The organism is Citrobacter sp. RHBSTW-00671, from assembly GCF_014103415.1.
In the GTDB taxonomy this organism is placed as follows: domain Bacteria; phylum Pseudomonadota; class Gammaproteobacteria; order Enterobacterales; family Enterobacteriaceae; genus Citrobacter.
On sequence record NZ_JABXPR010000001.1, the window covers coordinates 3,586,361 to 3,612,584 of the forward strand.

General features: G+C 53.0%; 17 protein-coding genes. 12 read left to right on the top strand and 5 right to left on the bottom strand.

Annotated elements, in window-relative coordinates; all coding sequences use genetic code 11:
- Positions 1–251: 251 nt before the first annotated feature.
- The 7 genes from HV261_RS17285 to trhP all read left to right on the top strand — a co-directional run bounded on the left by HV261_RS17285 (position 252) and on the right by trhP (position 12,755).
- The gene (locus tag HV261_RS17285; protein WP_202038966.1) at positions 252–1,493 is read left to right on the top strand and encodes an MdtA/MuxA family multidrug efflux RND transporter periplasmic adaptor subunit; all 1,242 of its coding nucleotides are present in this window, start codon (positions 252–254) and stop codon (positions 1,491–1,493) included.
- Positions 1,493–4,615 (top strand): MdtB/MuxB family multidrug efflux RND transporter permease subunit, encoded by a 3,123-nt coding sequence (locus tag HV261_RS17290; protein WP_202038967.1) that lies wholly within the window; start codon positions 1,493–1,495, stop codon positions 4,613–4,615. Before HV261_RS17285 ends, HV261_RS17290 begins: the two co-directional genes overlap by 1 nt.
- Complete coding sequence (gene mdtC, locus HV261_RS17295) at positions 4,616–7,696, top strand: multidrug efflux RND transporter permease subunit MdtC (protein ID WP_202038968.1); 3,081 nt, start codon at positions 4,616–4,618, stop codon at positions 7,694–7,696.
- Positions 7,693–9,105 (top strand): MFS transporter, encoded by a 1,413-nt coding sequence (locus HV261_RS17300; RefSeq protein ID WP_202038969.1) that lies wholly within the window; start codon positions 7,693–7,695, stop codon positions 9,103–9,105. Before mdtC ends, HV261_RS17300 begins: the two co-directional genes overlap by 4 nt.
- Positions 9,105–10,508, top strand: a complete 1,404-nt coding sequence (gene baeS / locus HV261_RS17305) for an envelope stress sensor histidine kinase BaeS (RefSeq protein WP_137382237.1) — start codon at positions 9,105–9,107, stop codon at positions 10,506–10,508. The genes HV261_RS17300 and baeS overlap by 1 nt, the downstream gene beginning before the upstream one ends.
- Positions 10,505–11,227 (top strand): envelope stress response regulator BaeR, encoded by a 723-nt coding sequence (baeR, locus tag HV261_RS17310; RefSeq protein WP_137382236.1) that lies wholly within the window; start codon positions 10,505–10,507, stop codon positions 11,225–11,227. The genes baeS and baeR overlap by 4 nt, the downstream gene beginning before the upstream one ends.
- Before the next feature lie 166 nt (positions 11,228–11,393).
- Complete coding sequence (trhP, locus tag HV261_RS17315) at positions 11,394–12,755, top strand: prephenate-dependent tRNA uridine(34) hydroxylase TrhP (RefSeq protein WP_040231866.1); 1,362 nt, start codon at positions 11,394–11,396, stop codon at positions 12,753–12,755.
- Positions 12,756–13,024: 269 nt separating this feature from the next.
- On the opposite strand, the gene clpA is transcribed toward trhP, so the two are convergent.
- Together clpA and clpS are read right to left on the bottom strand one after the other, a co-directional pair.
- A complete protein-coding gene (gene clpA, locus HV261_RS17320; RefSeq protein ID WP_040231864.1) occupies positions 13,025–15,301 on the bottom strand; it encodes an ATP-dependent Clp protease ATP-binding subunit ClpA in 2,277 nt (758 codons plus the stop codon).
- A 30-nt stretch (positions 15,302–15,331) separates the two neighbouring features.
- Positions 15,332–15,652, bottom strand: coding sequence for an ATP-dependent Clp protease adapter ClpS (gene clpS, locus HV261_RS17325; RefSeq protein ID WP_005128368.1), 321 nt, complete (start codon positions 15,650–15,652; stop codon positions 15,332–15,334).
- A 322-nt stretch (positions 15,653–15,974) separates the two neighbouring features.
- On the opposite strand from clpS, the gene cspD reads away from it, so the two are divergent.
- Complete coding sequence (gene cspD, locus HV261_RS17330) at positions 15,975–16,199, top strand: cold shock-like protein CspD (protein WP_005128369.1); 225 nt, start codon at positions 15,975–15,977, stop codon at positions 16,197–16,199.
- An 84-nt stretch (positions 16,200–16,283) separates the two neighbouring features.
- Here the strand turns inward: cspD and macB are convergent, their stop codons facing one another.
- Together macB and macA are read right to left on the bottom strand one after the other, a co-directional pair.
- The gene (macB, locus tag HV261_RS17335; RefSeq protein WP_202038970.1) at positions 16,284–18,230 is read right to left on the bottom strand and encodes a macrolide ABC transporter ATP-binding protein/permease MacB; all 1,947 of its coding nucleotides are present in this window, start codon (positions 18,228–18,230) and stop codon (positions 16,284–16,286) included.
- Positions 18,227–19,342 (bottom strand): macrolide transporter subunit MacA, encoded by a 1,116-nt coding sequence (gene macA, locus HV261_RS17340; RefSeq protein WP_202038971.1) that lies wholly within the window; start codon positions 19,340–19,342, stop codon positions 18,227–18,229. Before macA ends, macB begins: the two co-directional genes overlap by 4 nt.
- 162 nt (positions 19,343–19,504) lie before the next feature.
- Between macA and HV261_RS17345 the strand changes: the two genes are divergently transcribed.
- Positions 19,505–20,455 carry a VirK/YbjX family protein gene (locus tag HV261_RS17345; protein WP_202038972.1) on the top strand — a complete coding sequence of 317 codons (951 nt, stop codon included), beginning with the start codon at positions 19,505–19,507 and terminating at the stop codon, positions 20,453–20,455.
- On the opposite strand, the gene HV261_RS17350 is transcribed toward HV261_RS17345, so the two are convergent.
- Positions 20,452–22,110, bottom strand: a complete 1,659-nt coding sequence (locus HV261_RS17350; RefSeq protein WP_048212060.1) for an ATP-dependent endonuclease — start codon at positions 22,108–22,110, stop codon at positions 20,452–20,454. The genes HV261_RS17345 and HV261_RS17350 overlap by 4 nt on opposite strands.
- Positions 22,111–22,474: 364 nt before the next feature.
- Between HV261_RS17350 and aqpZ the strand changes: the two genes are divergently transcribed.
- From aqpZ to hcp, 3 genes are all read left to right on the top strand, one after another.
- A complete protein-coding gene (aqpZ, locus tag HV261_RS17355) occupies positions 22,475–23,170 on the top strand; it encodes an aquaporin Z (protein WP_048212061.1) in 696 nt (231 codons plus the stop codon).
- 339 nt (positions 23,171–23,509) lie between these two features.
- Positions 23,510–24,409 carry a LysO family transporter gene (locus tag HV261_RS17360; protein ID WP_137382231.1) on the top strand — a complete coding sequence of 300 codons (900 nt, stop codon included), beginning with the start codon at positions 23,510–23,512 and terminating at the stop codon, positions 24,407–24,409.
- A gap of 155 nt (positions 24,410–24,564) precedes the next feature.
- Positions 24,565–26,217: a hydroxylamine reductase gene (gene hcp, locus HV261_RS17365; protein ID WP_137382230.1), complete on the top strand. Its 1,653-nt coding sequence runs from the start codon at positions 24,565–24,567 to the stop codon at positions 26,215–26,217.
- Positions 26,218–26,224 lie beyond the last annotated feature (7 nt).

Here is a 26,224-nt window from a genome sequence, read left to right on the forward strand (position 1 = left end):
CGGGAGGGGTTTTCCCGTTCCAGCGTCCCGCTGAAATCTCTGGCTTACCTCCTTATTGCCTTGACCACACTCTGGCACACTATTTCGCATTGGTGATTTTCGCTGCTGATTGTTGCGTAATGCCTCGCAAAGCCGCGCCGTCATTCAGACGAATCCCTACAGTGTTTCATAATTCCTCCATTTTTCTCCCTTGTTCACTGGCTAAACTAGTATCATTCCGCGAAACGTTTCAGGATGAGAAACTCATAACAATGAAAGGCCGTAACAAATCCCGCTGGGTGATAGTAATCGTGATCGTCGTGGCCGCCATCGCCGCCTTCTGGTTCTGGCAAAGTCGCAACGAACCTCAGGGAACAGCCCCCGGCGCGACCCGTCAGACACAGCCCGCTCCGGCAACGGGACGGCGAGGAATGCGTTCCGGTCCGTTGGCTCCGGTTCAGGCGGCGACGGCAGTCGAACAAGCCGTTCCACGCTATCTGACCGGGCTGGGTACCATTACTGCCGCGAACACCGCGACGGTACGCAGTCGCGTGGACGGCCAACTCATCGCCATACACTTTCAGGAAGGGCAACAGGTGAAAGCCGGCGATCTGCTCGCCGAGATCGACCCGAGCCAGTTTAACGTTGCGTTGGCGCAGGCGCAGGGACAGTTAGCGAAAGATAAAGCCACGCTGGCCAATGCTCGTCGCGACCTCGCCCGCTATCAGCAATTGGTCAAAACGAATCTGGTCTCTCGTCAGGAACTGGATGCGCAACAGGCGCTGGTCAACGAAACACAAGGGACGATAAAAGCCGATGAAGCCAGCGTCGCCAGCGCGCAATTGCAACTCGACTGGAGCCGGATAACGGCTCCAGTTGATGGTCGGGTAGGCCTGAAGCTTGTGGATGTGGGTAACCAGATATCCAGCAGCGATACCACCGGGATTGTCGTCATTACACAAACCCATCCTATTGATCTGGTTTTCACTCTGCCAGAGAACGATATCGCGACCGTCGTACAGGCACAGAAATCGGGGACGCCACTGAAAGTTGAGGCCTGGGACCGTACCAACTCGCAAAAACTGAGCGAAGGCGTGCTGCTGAGCCTCGACAACCAGATTGACGCCACCACCGGCACCATCAAAGCAAAGGCCCGCTTTAACAACCAGGACGATGCCTTGTTCCCGAATCAGTTTGTTAACGCTCGCATGCTCGTCGATACCGAACAAAATGCCGTCGTGATCCCGACTGCCGCACTACAAATGGGTAACGAAGGCCACTTTGTCTGGGTGCTGAACAGCGACAACAAAGTCAGCAAACATTTGGTTAAACCAGGTATTCAGGACAGCCAGAACGTCGTTATCTCCGCCGGACTGTCCGCGGGCGATCGCGTCGTCACCGACGGAATTGATCGTCTGACGGAAGGGGCTAAAGTCGAGGTCGTGGAGGCTCACACCCCTAGCGACGACAAAGCCGCACCGCGCGGTTATGGCAAAAAAGGAGCGAGCTCCTGATGCAGGTGTTACCTCCCGGCAATACAGGCGGCCCGTCCCGCCTGTTTATTCTGCGCCCCGTCGCCACCACGTTGCTGATGGTCGCGATCCTGCTTGCCGGTATCATCGGCTACCGTTTCCTGCCCATTGCGGCATTACCGGAAGTGGATTACCCCACCATTCAGGTCATAACGCTCTATCCCGGAGCCAGCCCGGATGTCATGACGTCTGCGGTTACCGCTCCGCTTGAACGCCAGTTCGGGCAGATGTCTGGCCTGAAACAAATGTCCTCCCAAAGTTCCGGTGGGGCATCGGTCGTCACGTTGCAGTTTCAACTGACCCTGCCACTGGATGTTGCCGAGCAGGAAGTTCAGGCCGCCATCAATGCTGCCACCAATTTATTGCCGAGTGACCTACCTAACCCACCGGTTTACAGCAAAGTTAATCCAGCGGATCCGCCGATCATGACGCTGGCCGTCACCTCGAGCGCCATGCCGATGACGCAGGTGGAAGATATGGTGGAAACCCGCGTCGCGCAGAAAATCTCCCAGGTTTCCGGTGTTGGCCTGGTGACACTTTCTGGCGGCCAGCGTCCGGCGGTCCGCGTGAAGCTTAATGCACAGGCGATTGCAGCGCTCGGTCTGACCAGCGAAACCATCCGTACGGCGATTACCGGCGCCAACGTCAATTCCGCCAAAGGGAGTCTTGATGGACCAACGCGCGCCGTTACGCTTTCCGCTAATGACCAGATGCAGTCTGCCGATGAGTATCGCCAGTTAATCGTTGCCTATAAAAATGGTGCACCAGTGCGACTTGGTGATGTCGCCACCGTCGAACAAGGTGCAGAAAACAGCTGGCTTGGGGCATGGGCCAACAAACAACAAGCCATCGTGATGAACGTACAGCGTCAGCCTGGCGCAAATATTATCGCCACGGCGGACAGTATTCGGCAAATGCTGCCGCAACTGACGGAAAGTCTGCCGAAATCGGTGAAGGTAACTGTACTTTCGGATCGTACGACCAATATTCGCGCTTCCGTTGCCGACACTCAGTTCGAACTGATGCTGGCAATTGCGTTGGTCGTCATGATTATCTACCTGTTTCTGCGCAATATTCCTGCCACCATCATTCCTGCGGTTGCCGTTCCGCTATCGCTGATCGGGACCTTCGCGGTAATGGTCTTTCTTGATTTCTCCATCAACAACCTGACATTAATGGCGCTGACCATCGCCACGGGTTTTGTGGTGGATGATGCCATTGTGGTTATCGAGAATATTTCGCGCTATATCGAAAAAGGGGAAAAACCACTGACCGCAGCCCTGAAAGGTGCAGGCGAGATTGGTTTTACCATCATCTCCCTGACGTTTTCATTGATTGCAGTATTGATCCCACTGCTATTCATGGGCGATATCGTCGGGCGCTTGTTCCGCGAATTCGCCGTTACGCTGGCGGTAGCGATTCTGATTTCCGCCGTCGTATCGCTAACCCTTACGCCGATGATGTGTGCGCGCATGCTCAGTCAGGCGTCATTGCGTAAACAAAACCGCTTCTCCCGCGCCTCAGAAAAAATGTTCGATCGGGTGATTGCCGGATACGGACACTGGCTGGCAAAAGTACTTAACCACCCGTGGTTAACGCTTAGCGTAGCCCTCGGTACGTTGGCCCTGAGCGTCATGCTGTGGGTGTTTATCCCAAAAGGCTTCTTCCCAATTCAGGATAACGGCATTATTCAGGGTACGCTACAGGCTCCACAATCCAGTTCATTTGCCAGCATGGCTCAGCGCCAACGCCAGGTTTCCGATGTGATCCTCAACGATCCTGCGGTAGAAAGCCTGACGGCCTTCGTGGGGGTTGACGGCACTAACCCCGCGCTGAACAGTGCACGTCTGCAAATTAATCTTAAACCGTTGGATGAACGCGACGATCGCGTACAGAAAGTGATCGCCCGATTACAGGATGAGGTAGACAGAGTCCCTGGCGTTGACCTTTATCTACAGCCCACGCAGGATCTGACGATTGATACCCAGGTCAGTCGAACGCAATACCAGTTTACGTTACAAGCTAACTCTCTTGACGCCCTCAGCACGTGGGTTCCACAGCTGCTTGAAAAACTGCAGCAGTTACCACAATTGTCTGATGTTAGCAGCGACTGGCAGGATCAAGGGTTGGTCGCGTATGTGAACGTCAATCGTGACAGCGCCAGCCGTTTAGGGATCAGTATGGCGGATGTCGATAATGCCCTGTACAACGCCTTCGGACAGCGTTTGATTTCGACTATCTACACGCAGGCAAACCAGTATCGCGTGGTGTTAGAGCATAACACTGACAGCACACCGGGACTTGCAGCGCTGGATACCATTCGTCTGACCAGTAGCGATGGCGGAATCGTACCGCTCAGCGCTATCGCCAGCATTGAGCAGCGTTTTGCCCCGCTATCGATTAACCATCTCGATCAATTCCCGGTAACGACTATCTCGTTCAATGTGCCAGATAATCAGTCGTTGGGCGATGCGGTACAGGCGATTCAGGATGCCGAAAAAACACTTAACCTGCCCGCAAATATCACCACTCAGTTCCAGGGCAGTACGCTGGCCTTCCAGGCTGCCCTGGGCAACACCATCTGGCTGATTGTGGCAGCAGTGGTCGCGATGTATATCGTGCTCGGCGTATTGTACGAAAGCTTTATTCACCCGATTACGATTCTCTCTACGCTTCCCACTGCGGGTGTCGGGGCGTTGCTGGCGCTCATGATTGCCGGCAGCGAACTGGACGTGATCGCGATCATCGGCATTATTTTGCTCATCGGGATCGTGAAGAAAAACGCCATCATGATGATCGACTTTGCCCTTGCCGCCGAACGTGAGCAGGGAATGTCACCACGCGATGCCATTTTCCAGGCCTGTCTGCTGCGTTTTCGCCCTATCCTGATGACCACGTTGGCAGCGCTACTGGGGGCGTTGCCACTGATGCTAAGCACCGGTGTAGGTGCAGAGTTACGCCGTCCATTAGGTATTGGCATGGTTGGCGGTTTGCTGGTCAGCCAGGTCCTGACGTTGTTTACCACACCGGTGATTTACCTGCTGTTTGACCGACTGTCGCTGTATGTGAAAAACCGCTTCCCGCGTCAGCGAGAGGACGCGTAAATGAAATTTTTTGCGCTTTTCATCCATCGCCCGGTGGCGACCATTCTTATTTCCGTCGCCATTACCCTGTGCGGCATACTGGGCTTTCGTCTGTTGCCAGTGGCCCCCCTGCCGCAAGTTGATTTTCCGGTAATCATGGTCAGTGCATCACTACCGGGAGCATCACCAGAAACAATGGCGTCATCTGTAGCAACCCCACTGGAACGCTCGCTTGGGCGGATCGCGGGCGTAAATGAGATGACATCAAGCAGTTCGCTTGGTAGCACGCGCATTATTCTCGAATTTAAATTTGACCGCGACATCAACGGTGCAGCACGGGACGTACAGGCCGCCATTAACGCGGCGCAAAGCCTGCTGCCCAGCGGGATGCCCAGCCGCCCAACGTATCGGAAGGCCAACCCTTCAGATGCCCCGATCATGATCCTGACGCTGACATCGGACATGTACTCGCAAGGTGAATTATACGATTTCGCCTCGACGCAACTGGCGCAGACCATCGCACAAATCAACGGCGTCGGTGATGTGGATGTCGGAGGAAGCTCTCTTCCCGCCGTGCGTGTGGGGCTTAATCCGCAGGCGTTGTTTAACCAGGGTGTATCGCTGGACGCGGTGCGTAGCGCTATCGATAACGCCAACGTACGTAAACCGCAGGGCGCTATCGAAGATGAAACCCATCGCTGGCAGGTACAAACCAACGATGAGCTAAAAACCGCGGCGGAATATAAGCCAGTTATCATCCACTATAACAACGGCGCAGCTGTGCGACTGGGGGATGTTGCATCTGTCAGTGATTCGGTGCAGGACGTACGCAATGCGGGGATGACCAATGCCAAACCGGCCATTCTGTTGATGATCCGCAAACTGCCGGAAGCCAATATTATTCAGACGGTCGACAGCATTCGCGCCAAATTACCGGAGCTACAAACGATGGTCCCGGCCGCTATCGATCTGCAAATCGCCCAGGATCGTTCACCCACTATCCGCGCCTCGCTGGCTGAAGTAGAGCAAACGCTGATTATCTCCGTGGCGTTGGTTATCCTGGTGGTGTTTGTCTTCCTGCGCTCCGGGCGTGCCACCCTGATCCCCGCTGTGGCGGTTCCGGTCTCGCTGATTGGTACGTTTGCCGCGATGTATCTGTGTGGATTTAGCCTCAACAATCTGTCGTTGATGGCGCTAACCATCGCAACGGGTTTTGTCGTCGATGATGCCATTGTGGTACTGGAGAACATTGCACGCCATCTCGAAGCGGGAATGAAACCGTTACAGGCGGCGCTACAAGGCACGCGCGAGGTGGGTTTCACCGTTCTCTCCATGAGCCTGTCGCTGGTGGCGGTGTTTCTGCCACTGCTGTTAATGGGCGGGCTGCCAGGGCGACTGTTACGCGAGTTTGCCGTCACCCTGTCGGTGGCTATCGGTATTTCACTGCTGGTATCGCTGACGTTGACGCCGATGATGTGCGGCTGGATGCTCAAATCCAGCACGCCACGCGAACAATCACGTAAGCGGGGATTTGGCCGTGTACTGGTGGCATTACAACAAAGCTACGCCACGTCGCTGAAGTGGGTGCTACGCCACACACGCATGGTGGGCGTGGTGCTACTCGCAACCATTGCCCTGAACGTCTGGCTCTATATTTCAATCCCCAAAACCTTCTTCCCGGAGCAGGATACCGGCGTACTCATGGGCGGGATCCAGGCCGATCAGAGCATTTCGTTTCAGGCGATGCGGGGCAAACTGCAGGACTTTATGAAGATCATCCGCGACGATCCTGCGGTGAATAACGTCACCGGGTTTACCGGCGGCTCACGCGTCAACAGCGGAATGATGTTTATCACCCTGAAGCCTCGTGGAGAACGTCACGAAACGGCGCAACAGGTGATCGACCGCCTGCGTGTGAAGCTTGCCAAAGAACCCGGCGCAAACCTGTTTCTGATGGCGGTGCAGGATATTCGCGTCGGCGGTCGTCAGGCTAATGCCAGCTACCAATACACTCTGTTGTCAGATGACCTCGCCGCACTACGCGAATGGGAACCGAAAATTCGTAAGGCGCTGGCCGCCCTGCCCCAGTTGGCGGACGTTAACTCCGATCAGCAGGACAACGGCGCGGAAATGAATCTGACCTACGATCGTGACACCATGTCACGTCTGGGAATCGACGTTGAAGCTGCCAACAGCCTGCTGAATAACGCCTTTGGTCAGCGACAAATTTCAACCATCTATCAGCCGATGAACCAATACAAAGTGGTGATGGAAGTCGACCCACGCTACACCCAGGATATCAGCGCCCTGGACAAAATGTTCGTCATTAACAGCGATGGCAAAGCAATACCGTTGTCGTACTTTGCCAAATGGCAACCGGCAAATGCGCCGCTATCGGTGAATCACCAGGGGTTGTCTGCCGCCTCAACCGTATCATTTAACCTGCCGACGGGTTCTTCACTCTCTGAAGCAACGGAGGCCATCAACCGAACCATGACCCAGCTTGGAGTACCGTCGACGGTACGTGGTAGCTTTGCGGGTACCGCGCAGGTATTTCAGGACACCATGAACTCACAGGTGATCCTGATTATCGCCGCCATCGCCACCGTCTATATCGTGCTGGGTATGCTGTATGAAAGCTATGTTCACCCACTGACTATTCTCTCCACGCTGCCTTCTGCCGGCGTTGGGGCCTTACTGGCGCTGGAGCTGTTCAATGCCCCGTTCAGCCTAATCGCCCTGATAGGGATCATGCTATTAATTGGCATTGTGAAGAAAAACGCCATCATGATGGTCGATTTTGCGCTGGAAGCGCAGAGAAATGGCAAGTTGCAGCCGGAAGAAGCGATTTTCCAGGCCTGCCTGCTGCGCTTTCGCCCAATAATGATGACCACGCTGGCGGCCCTGTTTGGTGCGCTGCCGCTGGTATTATCCGCAGGTGACGGCTCTGAACTGCGTCAACCATTGGGGATAACTATTGTTGGCGGGCTGGTTGTCAGTCAGCTACTGACGCTGTACACCACTCCGGTGGTCTATCTCTTTTTCGACCGTCTGCGTCTGCGTTTTTCGCGTAAAAACAGCAAACCGGTAGCAGAGTTATGACAGAACTTCCCGACAGCACCCGCTGGCAACTTTGGATTGTGGCATTTGGCTTTTTTATGCAGTCGCTGGATACCACCATCGTCAACACCGCGCTTCCCTCGATGGCCAAAAGCCTCGGGGAAAGCCCACTGCATATGCACATGGTCATTGTGTCGTATGTACTTACCGTCGCCGTAATGCTCCCTGCCAGCGGTTGGCTGGCCGATAAAATCGGTGTGCGCAATATATTCTTCACCGCGATCATTCTGTTTACGCTGGGATCGCTATTTTGCGCCTGGTCCGGAACGCTGAATGAACTGGTGATGGCTCGCGTGTTACAAGGTGTAGGCGGCGCGATGATGGTGCCCGTCGGCAGGTTGACGGTGATGAAAATCGTCCCACGCGAGCAATACATGGCGGCAATGACATTCGTCACTTTGCCCGGTCAGATTGGTCCTCTTCTGGGCCCGGCATTAGGTGGTATCCTGGTGGAATATGCCTCCTGGCACTGGATATTTCTGATTAACATTCCGGTTGGCATTGTCGGGGCAATAGCGACGTTAATGCTGATGCCCAACTACACTATGCAAACTCGTCGTTTCGATCTTTCTGGATTCATGATGCTGGCTGTCGGCATGGCGGTACTCACGTTAGCGCTCGATGGTAGTAAGGGAACCGGCATTTCCCATATCACGCTGGCAGCGCTGGTTGTCTGTGGCGTACTGGCGATCCTGCTGTATCTGAAACACGCCCACAACAACCCTCGTGCACTGTTTAGCCTGCATCTGTTTCGTACACACACCTTCTCGTTAGGGCTGTTCGGCAGCTTCGCCGGGCGGATTGGTAGCGGGATGTTGCCGTTCATGACCCCGGTATTTCTGCAGATTGGATTGGGGTTTTCGCCATTTCATGCCGGATTGATGATGATTCCGATGGTGCTGGGCAGTATGGGAATGAAACGCATCGTGGTCCAGGTCGTCAACCGGTTTGGCTACCGTCGCGTACTGGTCACCACCACGCTTGGCCTGTCGATGGTCAGCCTGTTGCTGATGAGCACCGCGTTACTCGGTTGGTATTACGCCCTGCCGTTCATACTGTTCTTACAGGGGATGGTCAATTCTACCCGCTTCTCATCAATGAACACGCTGACGCTAAAAGACCTGCCGGATGACCTCGCGAGCAGCGGCAACAGCCTGCTGTCAATGATCATGCAACTGTCGATGAGTATTGGGGTAACCATCGCCGGTCTGTTGTTAGGCATGTTCGGGCAGCAGCATATCGCCATCGACAGCGCGTCTACGCATACCGTCTTTATGTACACCTGGCTGTGCATTGCGTTTCTTATCGCACTGCCCGCCCTCATTTTTGCCCGCGTGCCGAACGACACGCAGACCAACGCGGTGATTTCACGGCGCAAAAGGAGCACCTGATGAAGTTCTGGCGGCCCGGTATCACCGGCAAACTCTTTCTGGCTATTTTCGCCACCTGCATTGTGCTGCTGATCAGTATGCACTGGGCCGTGCGCATTAGCTTCGAACGCGGTTTTATTGACTACATCAAACACGGTAACGAACAACGCCTGCAAATGCTCAGCGATGCGTTAAGCGAGCAGTACGAGCAGCACGGCAACTGGCGATTCTTACGCAATAACGATCGTTTTGTTTTCCAGATCCTGCGCTCTTTTGAACACGACAATGACGATGATAAACCGGGACCCGGCATGCCGCCGCACGGCTGGCGTACGCAATTTTGGGTGGTCGATCAAAGTGCCCGGGTGCTGGTCGGCCCGCGCGGTCCCGTACCGCGTGACGGCATGCGCCATCCCATACGCGTTAACGGTAGCGAAGTGGGCGCCGTGATCGCCTCTCCCGTAGAACGTTTAACGCGGAATACGGATATCAATTTCGACATGCAGCAAAGACGATCCAGTTGGCTTATCGTCGCGCTCTCCACGATCCTTGCCGCGCTGGCGACGTTTACGCTAGCGCGCAGCCTGCTGGCCCCGGTTAAGCGGTTGGTGGAAGGCACACACAAACTGGCGGCCGGCGATTTTACCACCCGCGTGGTCCCCACCAGTACCGATGAACTGGGCAAACTGGCGCAGGATTTCAACCAGCTCGCCAGTACGCTGGAAAAAAACCAGCAGATGCGCCGGGACTTTATGGCTGATATCTCTCACGAACTGCGCACGCCACTGGCAGTTTTACGCGGCGAACTCGAAGCCATTCAGGATGGTGTCCGTCAGTTCACACCCGACTCCGTTGCCTCATTGCAGGCCGAAGTGGGTACCCTCACCAAACTGGTAGACGATCTCCACCAGCTTTCTATGTCTGATGAAGGTGCGCTGGCCTACCAGAAAACCTCGCTGGACCTGATCCCTCTGCTGGAAGTGGCGAGCGGCGCGTTTCGCGAACGCTTCGCCAGTCGTGGACTGACGATCCAACTTTCACTCCCGGACAGCATGACGGTCTTTGGCGACAGGGATCGCCTGATGCAACTGTTTAACAACCTACTGGAAAACAGCCTACGCTACACCGACAGCGGTGGCGGTCTGCATATCAGCGCCGAACAGCGCGAACGGATGGTGTTATTAACCTTCGCCGATTCCGCTCCCGGCGTTAGCGACGAACAGCTACAGAAACTGTTCGAACGCTTTTATCGCACCGAAGGGTCCCGTAACCGGGCCAGCGGAGGGTCCGGGCTGGGGCTGGCGATTTGCGTCAACATTGTCCAAGCGCATAATGGTCTGATCCGCGCCGCCCATTCGCCTTTTGGCGGGGTTAGCATTACAGTAGAGTTACCGCTGGAACGCGACTTACAGAGAGATGTATGACTGAGTTACCCATTGATGAAAACACGCCGCGTATTCTGATCGTGGAAGACGAACCCAAGCTGGGGCAACTGCTCATCGACTACCTGCGTGCGGCAAGCTATGCCCCTACGCTCATCAACCACGGCGATCAGGTGTTGCCTTACGTACGCCAGACGCCACCCGACCTGATCTTGTTAGATCTGATGTTGCCAGGTACCGACGGTCTGACTTTGTGTCGGGAAATTCGTCGTTTCTCTGACGTCCCGATTATGATGGTGACCGCCAAAATCGAAGAGATTGACCGCCTGCTGGGGCTGGAGATCGGTGCAGATGACTACATTTGTAAACCGTACAGCCCGCGGGAAGTCGTCGCACGAGTGAAAACGATCCTGCGCCGGTGTAAGCCACAGCGCGAGTTGCAACAGATGGATGCAGAAAGTCCGCTGATCGTCGATGAAGGCCGTTTTCAGGCATCGTGGCGTGGAAAAATGCTCGACCTGACGCCCGCTGAATTTCGCTTACTCAAAACGCTGTCGCATGAACCGGGAAAAGTGTTCTCCCGCGAGCAATTGCTCAACCATCTCTACGATGACTACCGCGTCGTTACCGACCGCACCATCGACAGCCATATCAAGAACCTGCGCCGTAAACTGGAATCGCTGGATGCAGAGCAGTCGTTTATCCGCGCGGTCTATGGCGTAGGATATCGCTGGGAAGCCGATGCCTGCCGGATTGCTTAATCTGCCAGAAGTCAATCAAGGCCGGGTAAGGCAAAACGCCCCCCCGGCACAATAACTTTACCTGCCCGTCACGCAGCGATACAATGCCCGCCCTTAATATGGGGGCACTCCCCCAACCGTTTCATTCAGTGAAGCGAGTCTGACCTGTCATCAGAACGAGAAAATTATGTTTAAACCGGAACTCCTTTCCCCGGCGGGAACGCTGAAAAATATGCGTTACGCTTTCGCTTATGGCGCAGATGCTGTGTATGCGGGCCAACCGCGCTACTCTCTGCGTGTGCGCAACAACGAATTCAATCACGAAAACCTGCAGCTCGGCATTAATGAAGCCCATGAACTGGGTAAAAAATTCTATGTGGTGGTTAACATTGCCCCGCATAACGCCAAGCTGAAAACCTTCATTCGTGACCTGAAACCCGTTGTGGAAATGGGGCCGGATGCGCTGATCATGTCCGATCCAGGTCTTATCATGCTGGTGCGTGAGAACTTCCCCGATATGGACATTCACCTGTCGGTACAGGCTAACGCCGTAAACTGGGCAACAGTAAAATTCTGGAAGCAAATGGGCCTGACCCGCGTGATCCTGTCCCGCGAACTGTCGCTGGAAGAAATTGAAGAGATCCGCACCCAGGTTCCGGATATGGAGATTGAAATCTTCGTTCACGGTGCGCTGTGCATGGCCTACTCCGGCCGCTGCCTGCTCTCCGGCTACATCAACAAGCGCGACCCTAACCAGGGTACCTGTACCAACGCCTGTCGCTGGGAATACAACGTGCAGGAAGGTAAAGAAGATGTGGTGGGTAATATCGTGCACAAATACGAACCCATCCCGGTACAAAACGTGGAACCGACGCTTGGGATCGGCGCGCCTACGGACAAAGTGTTTATGATTGAAGAAGCCCAGCGTCCGGGTGAATACATGACCGCGTTCGAAGACGAACACGGCACTTACATCATGAACTCAAAAGATTTACGCGCAATTGCCCACGTTGAACGCCTGACCCAGATGGGCGTACATTCGCTGAAAATCGAAGGCCGCACCAAGTCTTACTATTACTGCGCCCGTACCGCACAGGTCTATCGTAAAGCCATTGACGATGCTGCAGCCGGTAAACCGTTCGATCCGCAACTGCTGGAAACACTGGAAGGTCTGGCGCACCGTGGTTATACCGAAGGATTCCTGCGCCGCCACACGCATGACGACTATCAGAACTACGAATACGGTTTTTCTGTTTCCGAACGCCAGCAGTTTGTCGGTGAATTCACCGGCGAACGCAAAGGCGATCTGGCCGCTGTGCTGGTGAAAAACAAATTCACCGTCGGTGACAGTCTGGAGTTGATGACGCCGCAGGGTAACGTCAATTTCACCCTTGAGCAGATGGAAAACGCCAAAGGCGAAGCTATGCCAGTTGCGCCTGGTGATGGTTATACCGTATGGATGCCCGTACCGCAGGATATCGATCTGAATTATGCATTACTGATGCGTAATTTTGCCGGTGAGTCCACGCGCAATCCACATGCTAAGTAGTTAATTACGGTTATTTTTCAGCGTTCGGAAGATTCTTAGAAATCGATCACATACCGTTTCGTTCATTAAGGGTATTATCCCACCCGCTGAAAAACATAACCCATAAATGCTAGCTGTACCAGGAACCACCTCCTTAGCCTGCGTAATCTCCCTTACGCAGGCTTATTTTTTGCCTGCCGTTTAAACTCTTTGAGCCCCCCCAATTCAAATCACGACTTTCAGGCAAAAAAAAACCGGGCATTGCGCCCGGCTTATTATGTGATTAGAAATCAATGTGCAGCTTCTGGCTTGTGCTTTTGCGCACTCTGAAAACCGTAGGTCAGCTCATTTTTTTCTTTATCCAGCGCGACGGTAACCTGACCGCCATCCACCAGCGAACCAAACAGCAATTCGTTGGCCAATGGTTTTTTCAGGTTGTCCTGAACCACTCGCGTCATCGGACGTGCGCCCATTGCGCGGTCGTAGCCTTTTTCCGCCAACCAGTTACGTGCTTCCTGACTCACTTCCAGAGAGACACCTTTCTGATCCAGCTGAACCTGCAGCTCGACAATAAATTTATCCACCACCTGATGAATCACCTCAGTAGAGAGATGATCGAACCAGATAATATTGTCGAGGCGGTTACGGAATTCCGGCGTAAACACTTTTTTGATTTCACCCATCGCATCAGTACTGTTGTCCTGATGAATAAGCCCAATCGATTTACGCTCAGTTTCACGTACCCCGGCGTTGGTCGTCATCACCAGCACCACGTTGCGGAAATCCGCTTTACGCCCGTTATTGTCAGTCAGCGTACCGTTATCCATGACCTGCAGCAGCAGGTTAAAGACATCCGGGTGCGCTTTTTCAATTTCATCCAGCAGCAGTACAGCATGCGGATGTTTGATCACCGCATCGGTCAGTAAACCGCCCTGGTCGAAACCGACATATCCTGGAGGCGCGCCAATCAAGCGGCTGACAGTATGACGTTCCATATATTCGGACATATCAAAACGCAGCAGTTCGATGCCCAGCGCTTTAGACAACTGCACCGTAACTTCGGTCTTACCGACGCCAGTCGGACCGGCGAACAGGAACGAACCGACAGGCTTGTGCTCATGACCCAGACCGGCACGGCTCATTTTGATCGCTTCGGTCAGTGCTTCAATGGCTTTATCCTGCCCGAATACCAGCATTTTCAGACGGTTGCCCAGATTTTTCAGCGTATCACGATCGCTCTGCGACACGCTCTTCTCCGGGATCCGCGCAATGCGGGCCACCACGGACTCGATATCTGCCACGTTGACGGTTTTCTTGCGCTTGCTGACCGGCATCAGACGCGCCCGCGCGCCCGCTTCATCAATCACGTCAATCGCTTTATCCGGCAGGTGGCGATCGTTAATGTATTTCACCGCCAGTTCGACCGCTGCACGTACCGCTTTGGCGGTGTAGCGAACGTCATGGTGCGCTTCGTACTTCGGTTTCAGACCGTTGATGATCTGCACGGTCTCTTCCACTGACGGCTCAGTGATATCGATCTTCTGGAAGCGACGCGCTAACGCACGGTCTTTCTCAAAGATATTGCTGAACTCCTGATAAGTGGTTGAACCTATCACACGAATTTTCCCGCTGGAGAGCAGCGGCTTGATCAGGTTAGCCGCATCCACCTGGCCGCCCGATGCCGCACCCGCACCGATAATGGTGTGGATCTCATCGATAAACAGAATGCTGTTGGTATCCTGTTCCAGTTGTTTCAGCAGCGCCTTAAAGCGTTTTTCAAAATCACCGCGGTATTTGGTCCCCGCCAGCAATGAACCGATATCCAGAGAATACAGCGTACAATCTGCCATCACTTCCGGCACATCCCCCTGGACAATACGCCAGGCGAGACCTTCGGCAATCGCCGTTTTCCCCACGCCGGATTCACCCACCAGCAGTGGGTTATTTTTACGCCGACGACACAGTACCTGAATGGCGCGCTCCAGCTCTTTTTCGCGGCCAATAAGCGGATCAATCCCGCCCACGCGAGCCAGCTGGTTAAGGTTAGTCGTGAAGTTCTCCATACGGTCCTCCCCGCCAGCTTGCTCTTCGTTATTTGGCTGATTCCCGGAGTCAGAAGACTGACTCGGTTCGTCTTTACGCGTGCCATGAGAAATGAAATTCACCACGTCCAGGCGACTGACTTCATGCTTACGCAGCAGATAGGCCGCCTGTGACTCCTGCTCGCTGAAGATAGCAACCAGCACATTAGCGCCAGTCACTTCATTGCGCCCGGAGGACTGAACATGAAAGACAGCACGTTGCAAAACACGCTGAAAACTCAACGTCGGCTGCGTGTCGCGCTCTTCTTCGCTGGCAGGCAATACGGGTGTGGTTTGTTCAATGAAGGCTTCGAGTTCCTGACGGAGCGCCACCAGATCCACAGAACACGCTTCCAGCGCTTCGCGGGCCGATGGGTTACTGAGCAACGCCAGTAACAAGTGCTCGACGGTCATAAACTCATGTCGGTGCTCGCGCGCTCTGGCGAAAGCCATGTTTAAACTGAGTTCCAGTTCTTGATTGAGCATAGGCACCTCCCCCAATATTTATGCCTGCATTCAGGCTTTTTCCAGCGTACACAGCAACGGATGCTCGTTTTCCCTCGCATATTTGTTCACCATCGCCACTTTGGTTTCAGCAACCTCGGCGGTGAATACGCCGCAGATGGCTTTACCTTGATAGTGAACGGCAAGCATCAGTTGCGTTGCACGTTCTACATCATAAGAAAAGAATTTTTGTAACACGTCAATAACAAACTCCATCGGAGTGTAATCATCATTGACTAATATCACTTTATACATAGATGGCGGTTTTAGCGCGTCGCGCAATTTGTCTTCCGCCAGCTGTTCGAAATCCAGCCAGTCGTTCGTCTTACCCATTGTCAGTCGTCATCTTCAGTTACGGTTACCGGCAGAATAACTTGCCGCTGACAAGAGCCTATGCGCACAATCAATCTACCTCAATTATTAGATAACTATCATCTATCAGTGTCATCCGCGACATCTGTCACATATCCGACAATAGCGTTAACTGCTTCAAATTTTGATGCATTTTTACCCTATTCCACCTGCCTGGCGCTTGACGCCTCGCCTGATTTCTCTAAATTGTAGTTTCGAGAGTTGGCGAGGTTTTGAACAGCCCCCACTCCGCCACCGGTTCATTCCATCTTACTTATATAAGATTTACGAAGGATGTCGAAGTATGGAAACGGGTACTGTTAAGTGGTTCAACAATGCCAAAGGGTTTGGTTTCATCTGCCCCGAAGGCGGTGGTGAAGATATCTTCGCCCATTATTCCACCATTCAGATGGATGGTTACAGAACGCTAAAAGCCGGACAGTCTGTCCAGTTTGATGTCCACCAGGGGCCAAAAGGCAATCATGCCAGTCTTATCGTGCCCGTCATTGAAGCAGAAGCTGTCGCATAGCTCTTCTGTCTCATTGTGTACATCCCGCAGACAAAATGCCAGCCCCTGAGGCTGGCATTTTTATTTCTTATGCAATACAACACGTTATTCTCGTGCCAGGGCATCAACGGGATCCAGACGCGCTGCATTACGGGCCGGAAGCCAGCCAAACAAAATTCCGGTGGCGGTCGAACACAGGAAAGCCGTTAACAGCGCGACAGGAGAGAAACCAATTTCCCACCCGGGCAGGAACAGCTGTAGCGTAAAGGCAATTAACATCGACAAACTGATGCCGAGCGCCCCTCCCACCAGACACACCAGCACAGCCTCAATTAAGAATTGCTGTAACACATCGCTGGCCCGCGCCCCCACGGCCATCCGAATACCGATTTCACGCGTACGCTCTGTCACCGATACCAGCATAATGTTCATCACGCCGATCCCGCCCACCACCAGCGAAATCACCGCCACCAGCGTCAGAAAGAGCTGTAATGTACGTGTGGTTTTTTCGGCGGTTTTCAAGATGCCATCCATGTTCCAGGTGAAGAAATCTTTTTTGCCATGACGCAGCGATAACAGACGGGTGAGTTGCTGCTCGGCCTGGGCGCTATCAAACCCCTCTTTTACCCGCACGGTAATAGAGTTTAACCACGATTGCCCCATGATCCGCCCTGACATGGTGCTGTATGGCAGCCAGACGCGCAGGATCTTACTGCTGCCAAACATCGATTGTTTTTCTTCCGCGACGCCAATAACGGTGGCTGGCATATTTCCCACCAAAATGACCTCGCCCACCACTTTCGCTTTGCTGGGGAACAACTGACGTCGGGTATTGCTGTCGAGCACCACCACTTGCGCCCGCCCCGCCAGTTGCTCTGCATTAAAGGTGGCACCCTCACTGAACGTCATACCATAGACGTTGAAGTAATCACCGCTAACGCCGTTTGCGCTGGCGGCAACATCAATATTGCCATAGCGCAGGCGCAGGTTCTTCGATACCGCAGGCGTAACGGAACTGACCCAGGGTTGCTTCTGAATCGCGACTAAATCGTCATACTTCAGCGCCTGCTGATACTGTGGGTCGTCATCACCGAAATCCTTGCCGGGATAGATATCGATAGTATTCGTACCGATAGCACGAATGTCTGCCAGCACCAGCTGTTTTGCCGCATCGCCCACCACCACAATCGACACCACCGACGCGATGCCGATGATAATACCCAGCATTGTGAGCAGTGTACGCATCTTGTTGGCGGCCATGGCCAGCCAGGCCATGGTCAATGCTTCACGAAAACCACTGACAAACTGGCTCCAGCCAGAAGCCGTCGTCACCGTTGGTTCAGCAATATCACGTCCGGTAGCAGGCTTTTGTGGGGGTGGATTACGCACAATCTCGCCATCACGAATTTCAATGACGCGTTCTGCCTGGGCGGCAACCTGGCTGTCGTGCGTGACGATAATGACCGTATGCCCGCGATCGCGTAGCTGATGCAGAATAGCCATCACCTCTTCGCCGGAGTGGCTGTCCAGCGCGCCAGTGGGTTCATCAGCCAGAATGACCTGACCACCATTCATCAACGCACGCGCAATACTGACACGTTGCTGCTGACCACCAGAAAGCTGGGAAGGCTGATAATCAACCCGGTCACCCAATCCCAGGCGCTGAAGTAATTCTTGAGCACGAGCCAGACGCTGCTTACGTTCAGTCCCGGCATACACCGCCGGGACTTCAACGTTTTGTGCAGCCGTTAAATGTGACAGCAAATGATAGCGCTGGAAGATAAAGCCGAAATGCTCACGTCGCAGTTGCGCTAACGCATCGCTATCCAGGGTGGAAACATCCCGCCCCGCAACCCGATAAGTTCCACTGGTCGGCTTGTCCAGACATCCCAGAATATTCATCAGCGTCGATTTACCCGAGCCAGACGCCCCGACAATCGCCACCATCTCGCCGGCCTGAATGCGCAAGGAGACGTCCTTTAATACCTCGACCTGTCCCTCGCCTGACGGGTAACTGCGGCGGATATTTCTCAACTCAAGCAATGCCGTCATTGTGCCACTCCCGCTTTACCCTCACCGGTGATCACTTCATCACCCTCTTCCAACCCTTTCACAATTTCTACGTCGGTATCATTACGGGCGCCGATGACCACTTCGCGTTCACGAGTTTCACCATTGCGCAGCAGCCTGACGTTATAGCGGTTGTTGCCAATAGGATCGCCCAACGCCGACAACGGGATCGTCAGCACATTTTTAACGTCGGTGAGCTGGATGTGCACCTGTGCGGTCATATCAAGGCGCAGGATCCCTTTCGGATTAGGCACTTCGAAGCGCGCATAGTAGAAAATGGCGTCATTCACCTTCTCAGGCGTCGGAAGGACATCTTTGAGCACGCCTTCATACCGTGTCTGCGGATCGCCCAGCACAGTGAACCAGGCTCTTTGACCCGGCTGCAGGTGAATAACATCGGCCTCGGAGACCTGCGCTTTTACCAGCATGGTGCTCATATCTGCCAACGTCAAAATGTTAGGCGCCTGCTGGGCGGCAATCACGGTTTGCCCCTGGAGGGTGGTGATTTGCGTCACTTCACCTGCCATTGGTGCGACGATTCGCGTGTAATCGAGGTTCGTTTTTGCCGTATCAAGGGAAGCCTGATTACGCTTAATTTGTGCATCAATAGTGCCAATCTGTGCCTGCTTGACCGCCATTTCGGTCGCTGCCGTGTCGAGGTCCTGCTGCGAAACCGCCTGCGTTTTCGCCAGTTGTTGCTGACGAGAAAGCGTTACGCGTGCCAGTTTCCACTCAGCTTCAGCCTGTAAACGCTGAGCCCGCAGCTCCATGAGCGTCGCTTCTACTTCTTTGATTTGGTTTTGCGCCTGCTCAGGATCGATAACGCCGAGCAACTGATCTTTTTTAACTTTATCGCCAATGGCTACTGACAGCGTTTTTAACTGCCCACTCACCTGGGCACCAACATCAACTTTGCGTAATGCATCCAGTTTCCCGGTGGCCAGCACACTTTGCTGGAGATCGCCTGGACGTACAATTAACGTTTGATACTGTGGTAGTGGCGCATTAAGCGTTCGCCAAAGTGAAATCATCGCCACAATAATGATGATGGCGATGAGAAAATACCGTTTTTTAATTTTTCCCTTGAGCTTCATAAAATGTCCCAGTGTCCCCCAATACGCCCACCAGAGTGGAGTGATAACCATCAACGATAAATTAACAGACGTTGAAAAGTGCAAAGAATAACAGAGTTATTGATGAACCGTTAAGGTCCACTGTGCTGAAATTAGTATCAGAGTATCTATTGGATTGTTATTATGAGCCAGCTAACAGAAAGCACTTTTCATTCTTCCAGACCCGCCACAAGTTTTAGTCTTTTTTGTCGTCTGACAACCGGACAATGGCGACCAGGTAAATTTTGGCATCAACGCAGCTTTCGCCGTAAGTTTGTATGGCGTTCATTGCTGATGCCACGATTAACACGTGAATGGATGGCTGAGCTGGCGCAATGGCCGGATCTCGAGAAAATTCTCGCGATCCAACCCCGTATACCGGTTCGCCTGCATCGCGCATATCTCGCAGTCAACCTTGACCGTAAAGCAAAACTCGATGCTGTGCGTTTTCATTACAATGTTATCCGCAACGCTTTTTCATCGACAGAATTTAATGATTATTTAAGTGCAGATGGGCTACAACTGGCACAAATTGAAGGCAAAGACAGCGCAATATACACCATTATAATGTCATCATTTATTGCCCTGGATAAAGAAGGTGAAAGTACCATTCTTGTCCGTAATAGTGAGGGCGAGACATTAGCAGAAATGACCTTCACCCTGTGCAACTATGAAGGGCGCAGCGCGCTTTTTATTGGTGGCTTGCAGGGGGGTAACCGATTAATGCCGCACGAAGAAATTCAAAAAGCGACAAAATCATGCCATGGTTTGTTTCCTAAACGTATTGTAATGGAAGCTATTTGTCGTTTTGCAGAACAATTGAATATTGAACAAGTACTGGCCGTCAGCAATGACCAGCATATTTTTCGCAGCCAGCGTTACCATGATAAAAACAAGGTTATTCATTCTGACTACAATTCATTTTGGGAGTCAGTGGGCGGCGAATGTGACCACAATGGCTACTATCATATTCCGCGTACGCTGGCGCGTAAAAGCGAAGCAGATATTGCCAGTAAGAAGCGCGCGGAATATCGCCGCCGCTATCAGTTACTCGACAGTATCCACTCGCAGTTATCAGTCATGTTCCGCCGCTAATCCGCTCGCCCGCGTGCTAACCACAGCACGCGGGAAAACATTTTCCGCAGCAACGTTGGCACCGCTTCAACACCGCGTCGTCCCGCCTCCATCGCCACTTCAATCGCCAGATCAGGTTTTGACGAGCGATGGATCGCCTTCGCTATAATTTTCCGCATATTCATCGGTACATTTTCCGGTATTTGCGCCACCCGATGAAAGACGTCCGAGAACCCCTGGCGGTACATAAAGTGTTCCATATCCAGCGCAGGTAACATGGTCAAATGTTCGCGCTCTTCCTCTTTGTCATCGTTCAGCAGGCTGCGTACCGTGGCCGCATACTTTTTCCCCGCCTCATCGCCATCGACCAGCACATGCCACTCAATTCCCATCCGGCGGGCAAACTTCACCAGGGGTTTAAGCCCTGACTGGGCAAATTCAATGACTTTAATCCCTTCGGCATCAAAGTGATGCCCACACTGACGAGCCAGCTCGTTAATGACCCATGTTTCTGTTTCTCCCTCCACCAACAGCCAGCAACGGGCAAACAGTGAAGACGCCCGATTAAAACGGATATGGAAGGCAATGCGCCGCCCGTCTTCCGCATTGAGTCCTCCCGGTCCCAGTCGCCAGGCGGCGACGCGGGAAGATTCTCGTACCAGACGGACAACATGTTCAACGGGCGTAAGCGATAACAGTTCACCAGAGTTGGTCGTCGTCACCCGCTGGAGGGGAAGCAGATTCAACAGTTGCCAGGCAACGGACAACATAATGGGGTGTAAGCGCGTTTCAGGATCTTCTACCAGTAGCAACGGACGAGCGTCTTTATCCAGTCTTAGCGACCCTTTGGCCTGTAACAGCGTGGAAAACAGCCCCAGCAGAATCACACGGTGCGTACGCCCTCCAGGTTTATCAATCATACGGTTGATAATATCCAGATAACGCCAGCTACGTTGCTCGTTGTTGGAACGTCGGCGCATCAGACGATAGCGGGACTGACCGGAACCTTGTTCTGAAAAGTAGTGCTCCAGCAGTTGAACCATCGCCGACAGCCCCTGGCGAATCTGCCCATCCGTCAGATTCTGCGGTCGGGTGGCCAACTCACGCGCCATAAAATCCAGTTGACGTGCAGTCACTTCAACATCCGCGGAATCCGGCACCGTTCCATTACGGATCCGCCGCATAAAACGCGCATCACGTAAACGTAGTACTGGCATCAAACGCACCAGATGACGCGCCTGATCGTTAATATTGTCGATGGGCAACGGGTGGCCTTCGCCATCAAGAAAACTGCGCAATGTCAGGACGCTGCCGTCATCAGCGCACTCGCCTTCCAGCCGATAAAAAATACGGTGATAGTTATCATGGCACGGCGACCAGCACGCTTCTAACGGGCGATATCGACGCACACGATGGCGACCCGGTTGAGATTCACGAAATGTCAGGACAATATGCAGATGATGTTCCCGGCCCTGAATGTCACCCGGCGGGAACCAGAAATCTTCGCGGTTAAAGTGGTACAAATCCGACTCTGGCGACAACAGCAGGGTTAACGCATCCAGCAGGCTGGACTTACCCCACGCGTTTTCCCCAATCAGCACGTTGTTTTGCTCCAGCATCAACGACAGCCGATTAATACCACGAAACCCAACAATCTCAACGCGTTCGAGAATCATATAGCCTCCGGAAATGCTCACTTTTTCCTTCAAGTTATCAGGAGTATAACGGTAAGCGGGCGCTCAGAACACCCGATATCATCCGCAGATAAATCGAAAGAGTTAAGAATATTCTCTTTAAAAATTACTTTTGAATACAATTTCAGACGTCAATCATCAGATTTCTGATAACTGAACTATGCTTTATTCACCTGAACTCCAAAAAGGATTCGCATCACATTGCCTTAAATCAAATTTTTTTATTAATTTAAGTGGCGAAGGGATGAGATTTTTTTCTAGAATAAGCGCGCTTTAATCATCGTCCCTTTTAGCGATGAAATACCGGGATAGAAAAACTAACCCGGAACTTTTAATTGAGGTGGTTATGTTCAGGAAATTAGCAGCCGAGTTCTTCGGCACGTTTTGGCTTGTTTTTGGCGGGTGTGGTAGTGCCGTTCTGGCCGCAGCTTTCCCGGAGTTAGGTATTGGGTTTGCCGGTGTCGCCCTGGCGTTTGGTCTGACAGTATTAACCATGGCATTCGCTGTGGGTCATATTTCAGGTGGTCATTTTAACCCTGCAGTGACATTCGGTTTATGGGCTGGTGGTCGCTTCCCGGCGAAAGACGTTATTGGTTATGTTATTGCTCAGGTCGTGGGCGGTATTGTAGCAGCAGCGGTACTTTATCTTATTGCCAGCGGCAAAGCCGGTTTTGATGCAGCAGCCAGTGGCTTCGCCTCAAACGGTTACGGCGAGCATTCACCTGGCGGATATTCCATGCTTTCTGCCATCGTAATTGAAATCGTTCTGACCGCAGGTTTCTTATTAGTGATCCACGGTGCGACCGATAAACATGCTCCGGCAGGTTTTGCGCCAATTGCCATCGGTCTTGCATTAACGTTGATTCACCTGATCAGTATCCCGGTCACTAATACGTCCGTAAACCCGGCGCGTAGTACTGCGGTTGCTATCTTCCAGGGTGGTTGGGCATTGCAACAGCTTTGGTTGTTCTGGGTTATGCCGATTATCGGCGGGATCGTCGGCGGTCTTATTTACCGCACCCTGCTGGAAAAACGCGATTAATCGCTAACAACAAGGCCTGATGAACTGTCAGGCCTTTTTTTCCTCGCTATATTTCCTTTTATTTGCAACTTTACTCCCCTCTTTGCTTTCAGTAGTGTGTATATCCGTCATACTTCAAGTTGCAGATGTGTTGACTGCGCTCGCTCCCCCCAGTCACGTACTTATGTACGCTCCCGGGGATTTAATGAGGGACATCCATGTCCCTCACCGAAGGCAGCCTTTGGCTGTTCAAATTCATTCCAGACGAATTTGTCACTCCCTTGCCGCCTTCCTGCAACTTGAATTATTTCGGTTATAGTTGTGCATTTCGTCTTACTTCTCAGCAAGGATCGGGGTTTCATGTTCTCAGGGCTGTTAATCATTCTGGTACCCCTTATTGTGGGCTACCTCATTCCGCTTCGACACAGAGCCGCATTAAAACTCATCAATCGGCTGTTGAGTTGGATCGTCTACCTTATTCTCTTTTTTATGGGGATCAGTCTGGCGTTTCTGGATAATCTCGCCAGTAATCTGTTATCCATTCTTTATTATTCTGCCGTCAGTGTGACGGTCATTCTGCTGTGCAATATCGCAGCGCTGCTGTGGCTGGAGCGCTCACTCCCCTGGCGGCACAGCCACCAGCAAGAGAAGCTCCCCTCGCGAATCGCGATGGCGCTGGAGTCTCTACAGCTTTGCGGCGTCGTGGTGCTGGGTTTTCTGCTGGGCCTTACCGGATTGTCGATACTGCAGCACGCGACCGAAGCCAGCGAATATACGCTGATCTTTTTATTATTCCTGGTTGGGATCCAACTGCGAAACAGCGGTATGACATTAAAGCAGATCGTACTGAACCGTCGGGGCATGATTGTTGCCGTGGTCGTGGTGGCCAGTTCTCTGCTGGGTGGCGTCATTAATGCGCTGATCCTCGGCCTGCCGTTGAAAACAGCACTGGCGATGGCATCGGGTTTTGGCTGGTATTCCCTGTCAGGCATTCTGTTGACCGAATCATTCGGTCCCGTAATTGGCAGCGCCGCCTTCTTTAACGACCTGGCGCGTGAGTTAATTGCCATTATGCTGATCCCTGGACTGGTGGTCCGCAGTCGTTCAACCGCATTGGGTCTTTGCGGGGCGACATCAATGGATTTCACGCTGCCCGTGTTACAACGCAGTGGCGGTCTGGAGATGGTTCCCGCAGCCATTGTGCACGGCTTTATTCTGAGCCTGTTAGTACCACTGTTAATGGCCTTTTTCTCCGCCTGATACACCGACAAATACCTCTCTGGCGGTAGTCAGCTACCGCCAAAATTGCGCTAAATCAATCTCCCTGCAAGTTGTAGCAGAAATCCCTTTAATCCCTTCGCACGCAGGCATAACCTTAAACATGTATATCAAATATAACTTTAAAAGGTGTGACCATGTTTTGTGTGCAATGTGAACAAACCATCCGTACTCCGGCAGGAAACGGCTGCTCTTACGCGCAGGGTATGTGCGGTAAAACGGCTGAAACCTCCGATCTGCAGGATCTGCTGATTGCTTCCCTACAAGGTCTGTCTGCATGGGCTGTTAAAGCGCGTGAATACGGCATCATCGACCATGAAGTTGATAACTTCGCGCCGCGTGCATTCTTCTCCACGCTGACCAACGTGAACTTCGATTCCCCGCGTATTGTTGGCTATGCTCGTGAAGCTATCGCCATGCGCGATGCACTGAAAGCGCAATGCCTGAACATTGATGCTAACGCAACTGTTGAAAACCCGATGGCCGACCTGCAACTGGTCAGCGACGATCTGGGCGACCTGCAACGTCAGGCCGCTGAATTCACCCCGAATAAAGACAAAGCGACCATCGGCGAGAATATCCTCGGTCTGCGTCTGCTGTGTCTGTACGGTCTGAAAGGTGCGGCAGCTTACATGGAGCACGCACACGTTCTCGGCCAGTACGACAACGATATTTACGCTCAGTACCACAAAATCATGGCATGGCTGGGTACCTGGCCTTCCGACATGAACGCTCTGCTGGAGTGCTCAATGGAAATCGGCCAGATGAACTTTAAAGTGATGAGCATTCTGGATGCCGGTGAAACCACAAAATACGGTCACCCAACCCCAACCCAGGTCAACGTGAAAGCAACCGAAGGGAAGTGCATTCTGATCTCCGGTCACGACCTGAAAGATCTGTACAACCTGCTGGAACAGACCGAAGGTACCGGCGTTAACGTTTATACCCACGGTGAAATGCTGCCAGCACACGGCTACCCGGAACTGCGTAAGTTCAAACACCTGATCGGTAACTATGGCAGCGGCTGGCAGAACCAGCAGGTTGAATTTGCTCGTTTCCCTGGCCCAATCGTCATGACCTCTAACTGCATCATCGACCCAACCGTTGGCGCATACGATGACCGCATCTGGACCCGTAGCATCGTCGGTTGGCCGGGTGTGAGCCACCTCGAAGGTGATGACTTCGGTCCGGTTATTGCTCAGGCGCAGCAGATGGCTGGCTTCCCGTACAGCGAAATTCCTCATCTGATCACCGTCGGTTTCGGTCGTCAGACGCTGCTGGGTGCCGCTGATACCCTGATTGACCTGGTGAGCCGTGAAAAACTGCGTCACATCTTCCTGGTTGGCGGTTGTGACGGCGCACGCGGTGAACGTAACTACTTCACCGATTTCGCCACCAGCGTACCGGATGACTGCCTGATCCTGACTCTGGCCTGTGGTAAATACCGTTTCAACAAACTGGAATTCGGCGATATCGAAGGTCTGCCGCGTCTGGTCGATGCCGGTCAGTGTAACGATGCCTACTCTGCTATTATCCTGGCCGTCACTCTGGCTGAGAAACTGGGTTGTGGCGTGAACGATCTGCCACTGTCTCTGGTGCTCTCCTGGTTCGAACAGAAAGCGATTGTCATCCTGCTGACCCTGCTGTCACTGGGTGTGAAAAACATCGTGACTGGCCCAACTGCACCTGGCTTCTTCACACCCGATCTGCTGGCTGTACTCAACGAGAAATTTGGTCTGCGTTCCGTGACCACCGTTGAAGAAGACATGAAGCAGCTGCTGAGCGCGTAAGGAGTAA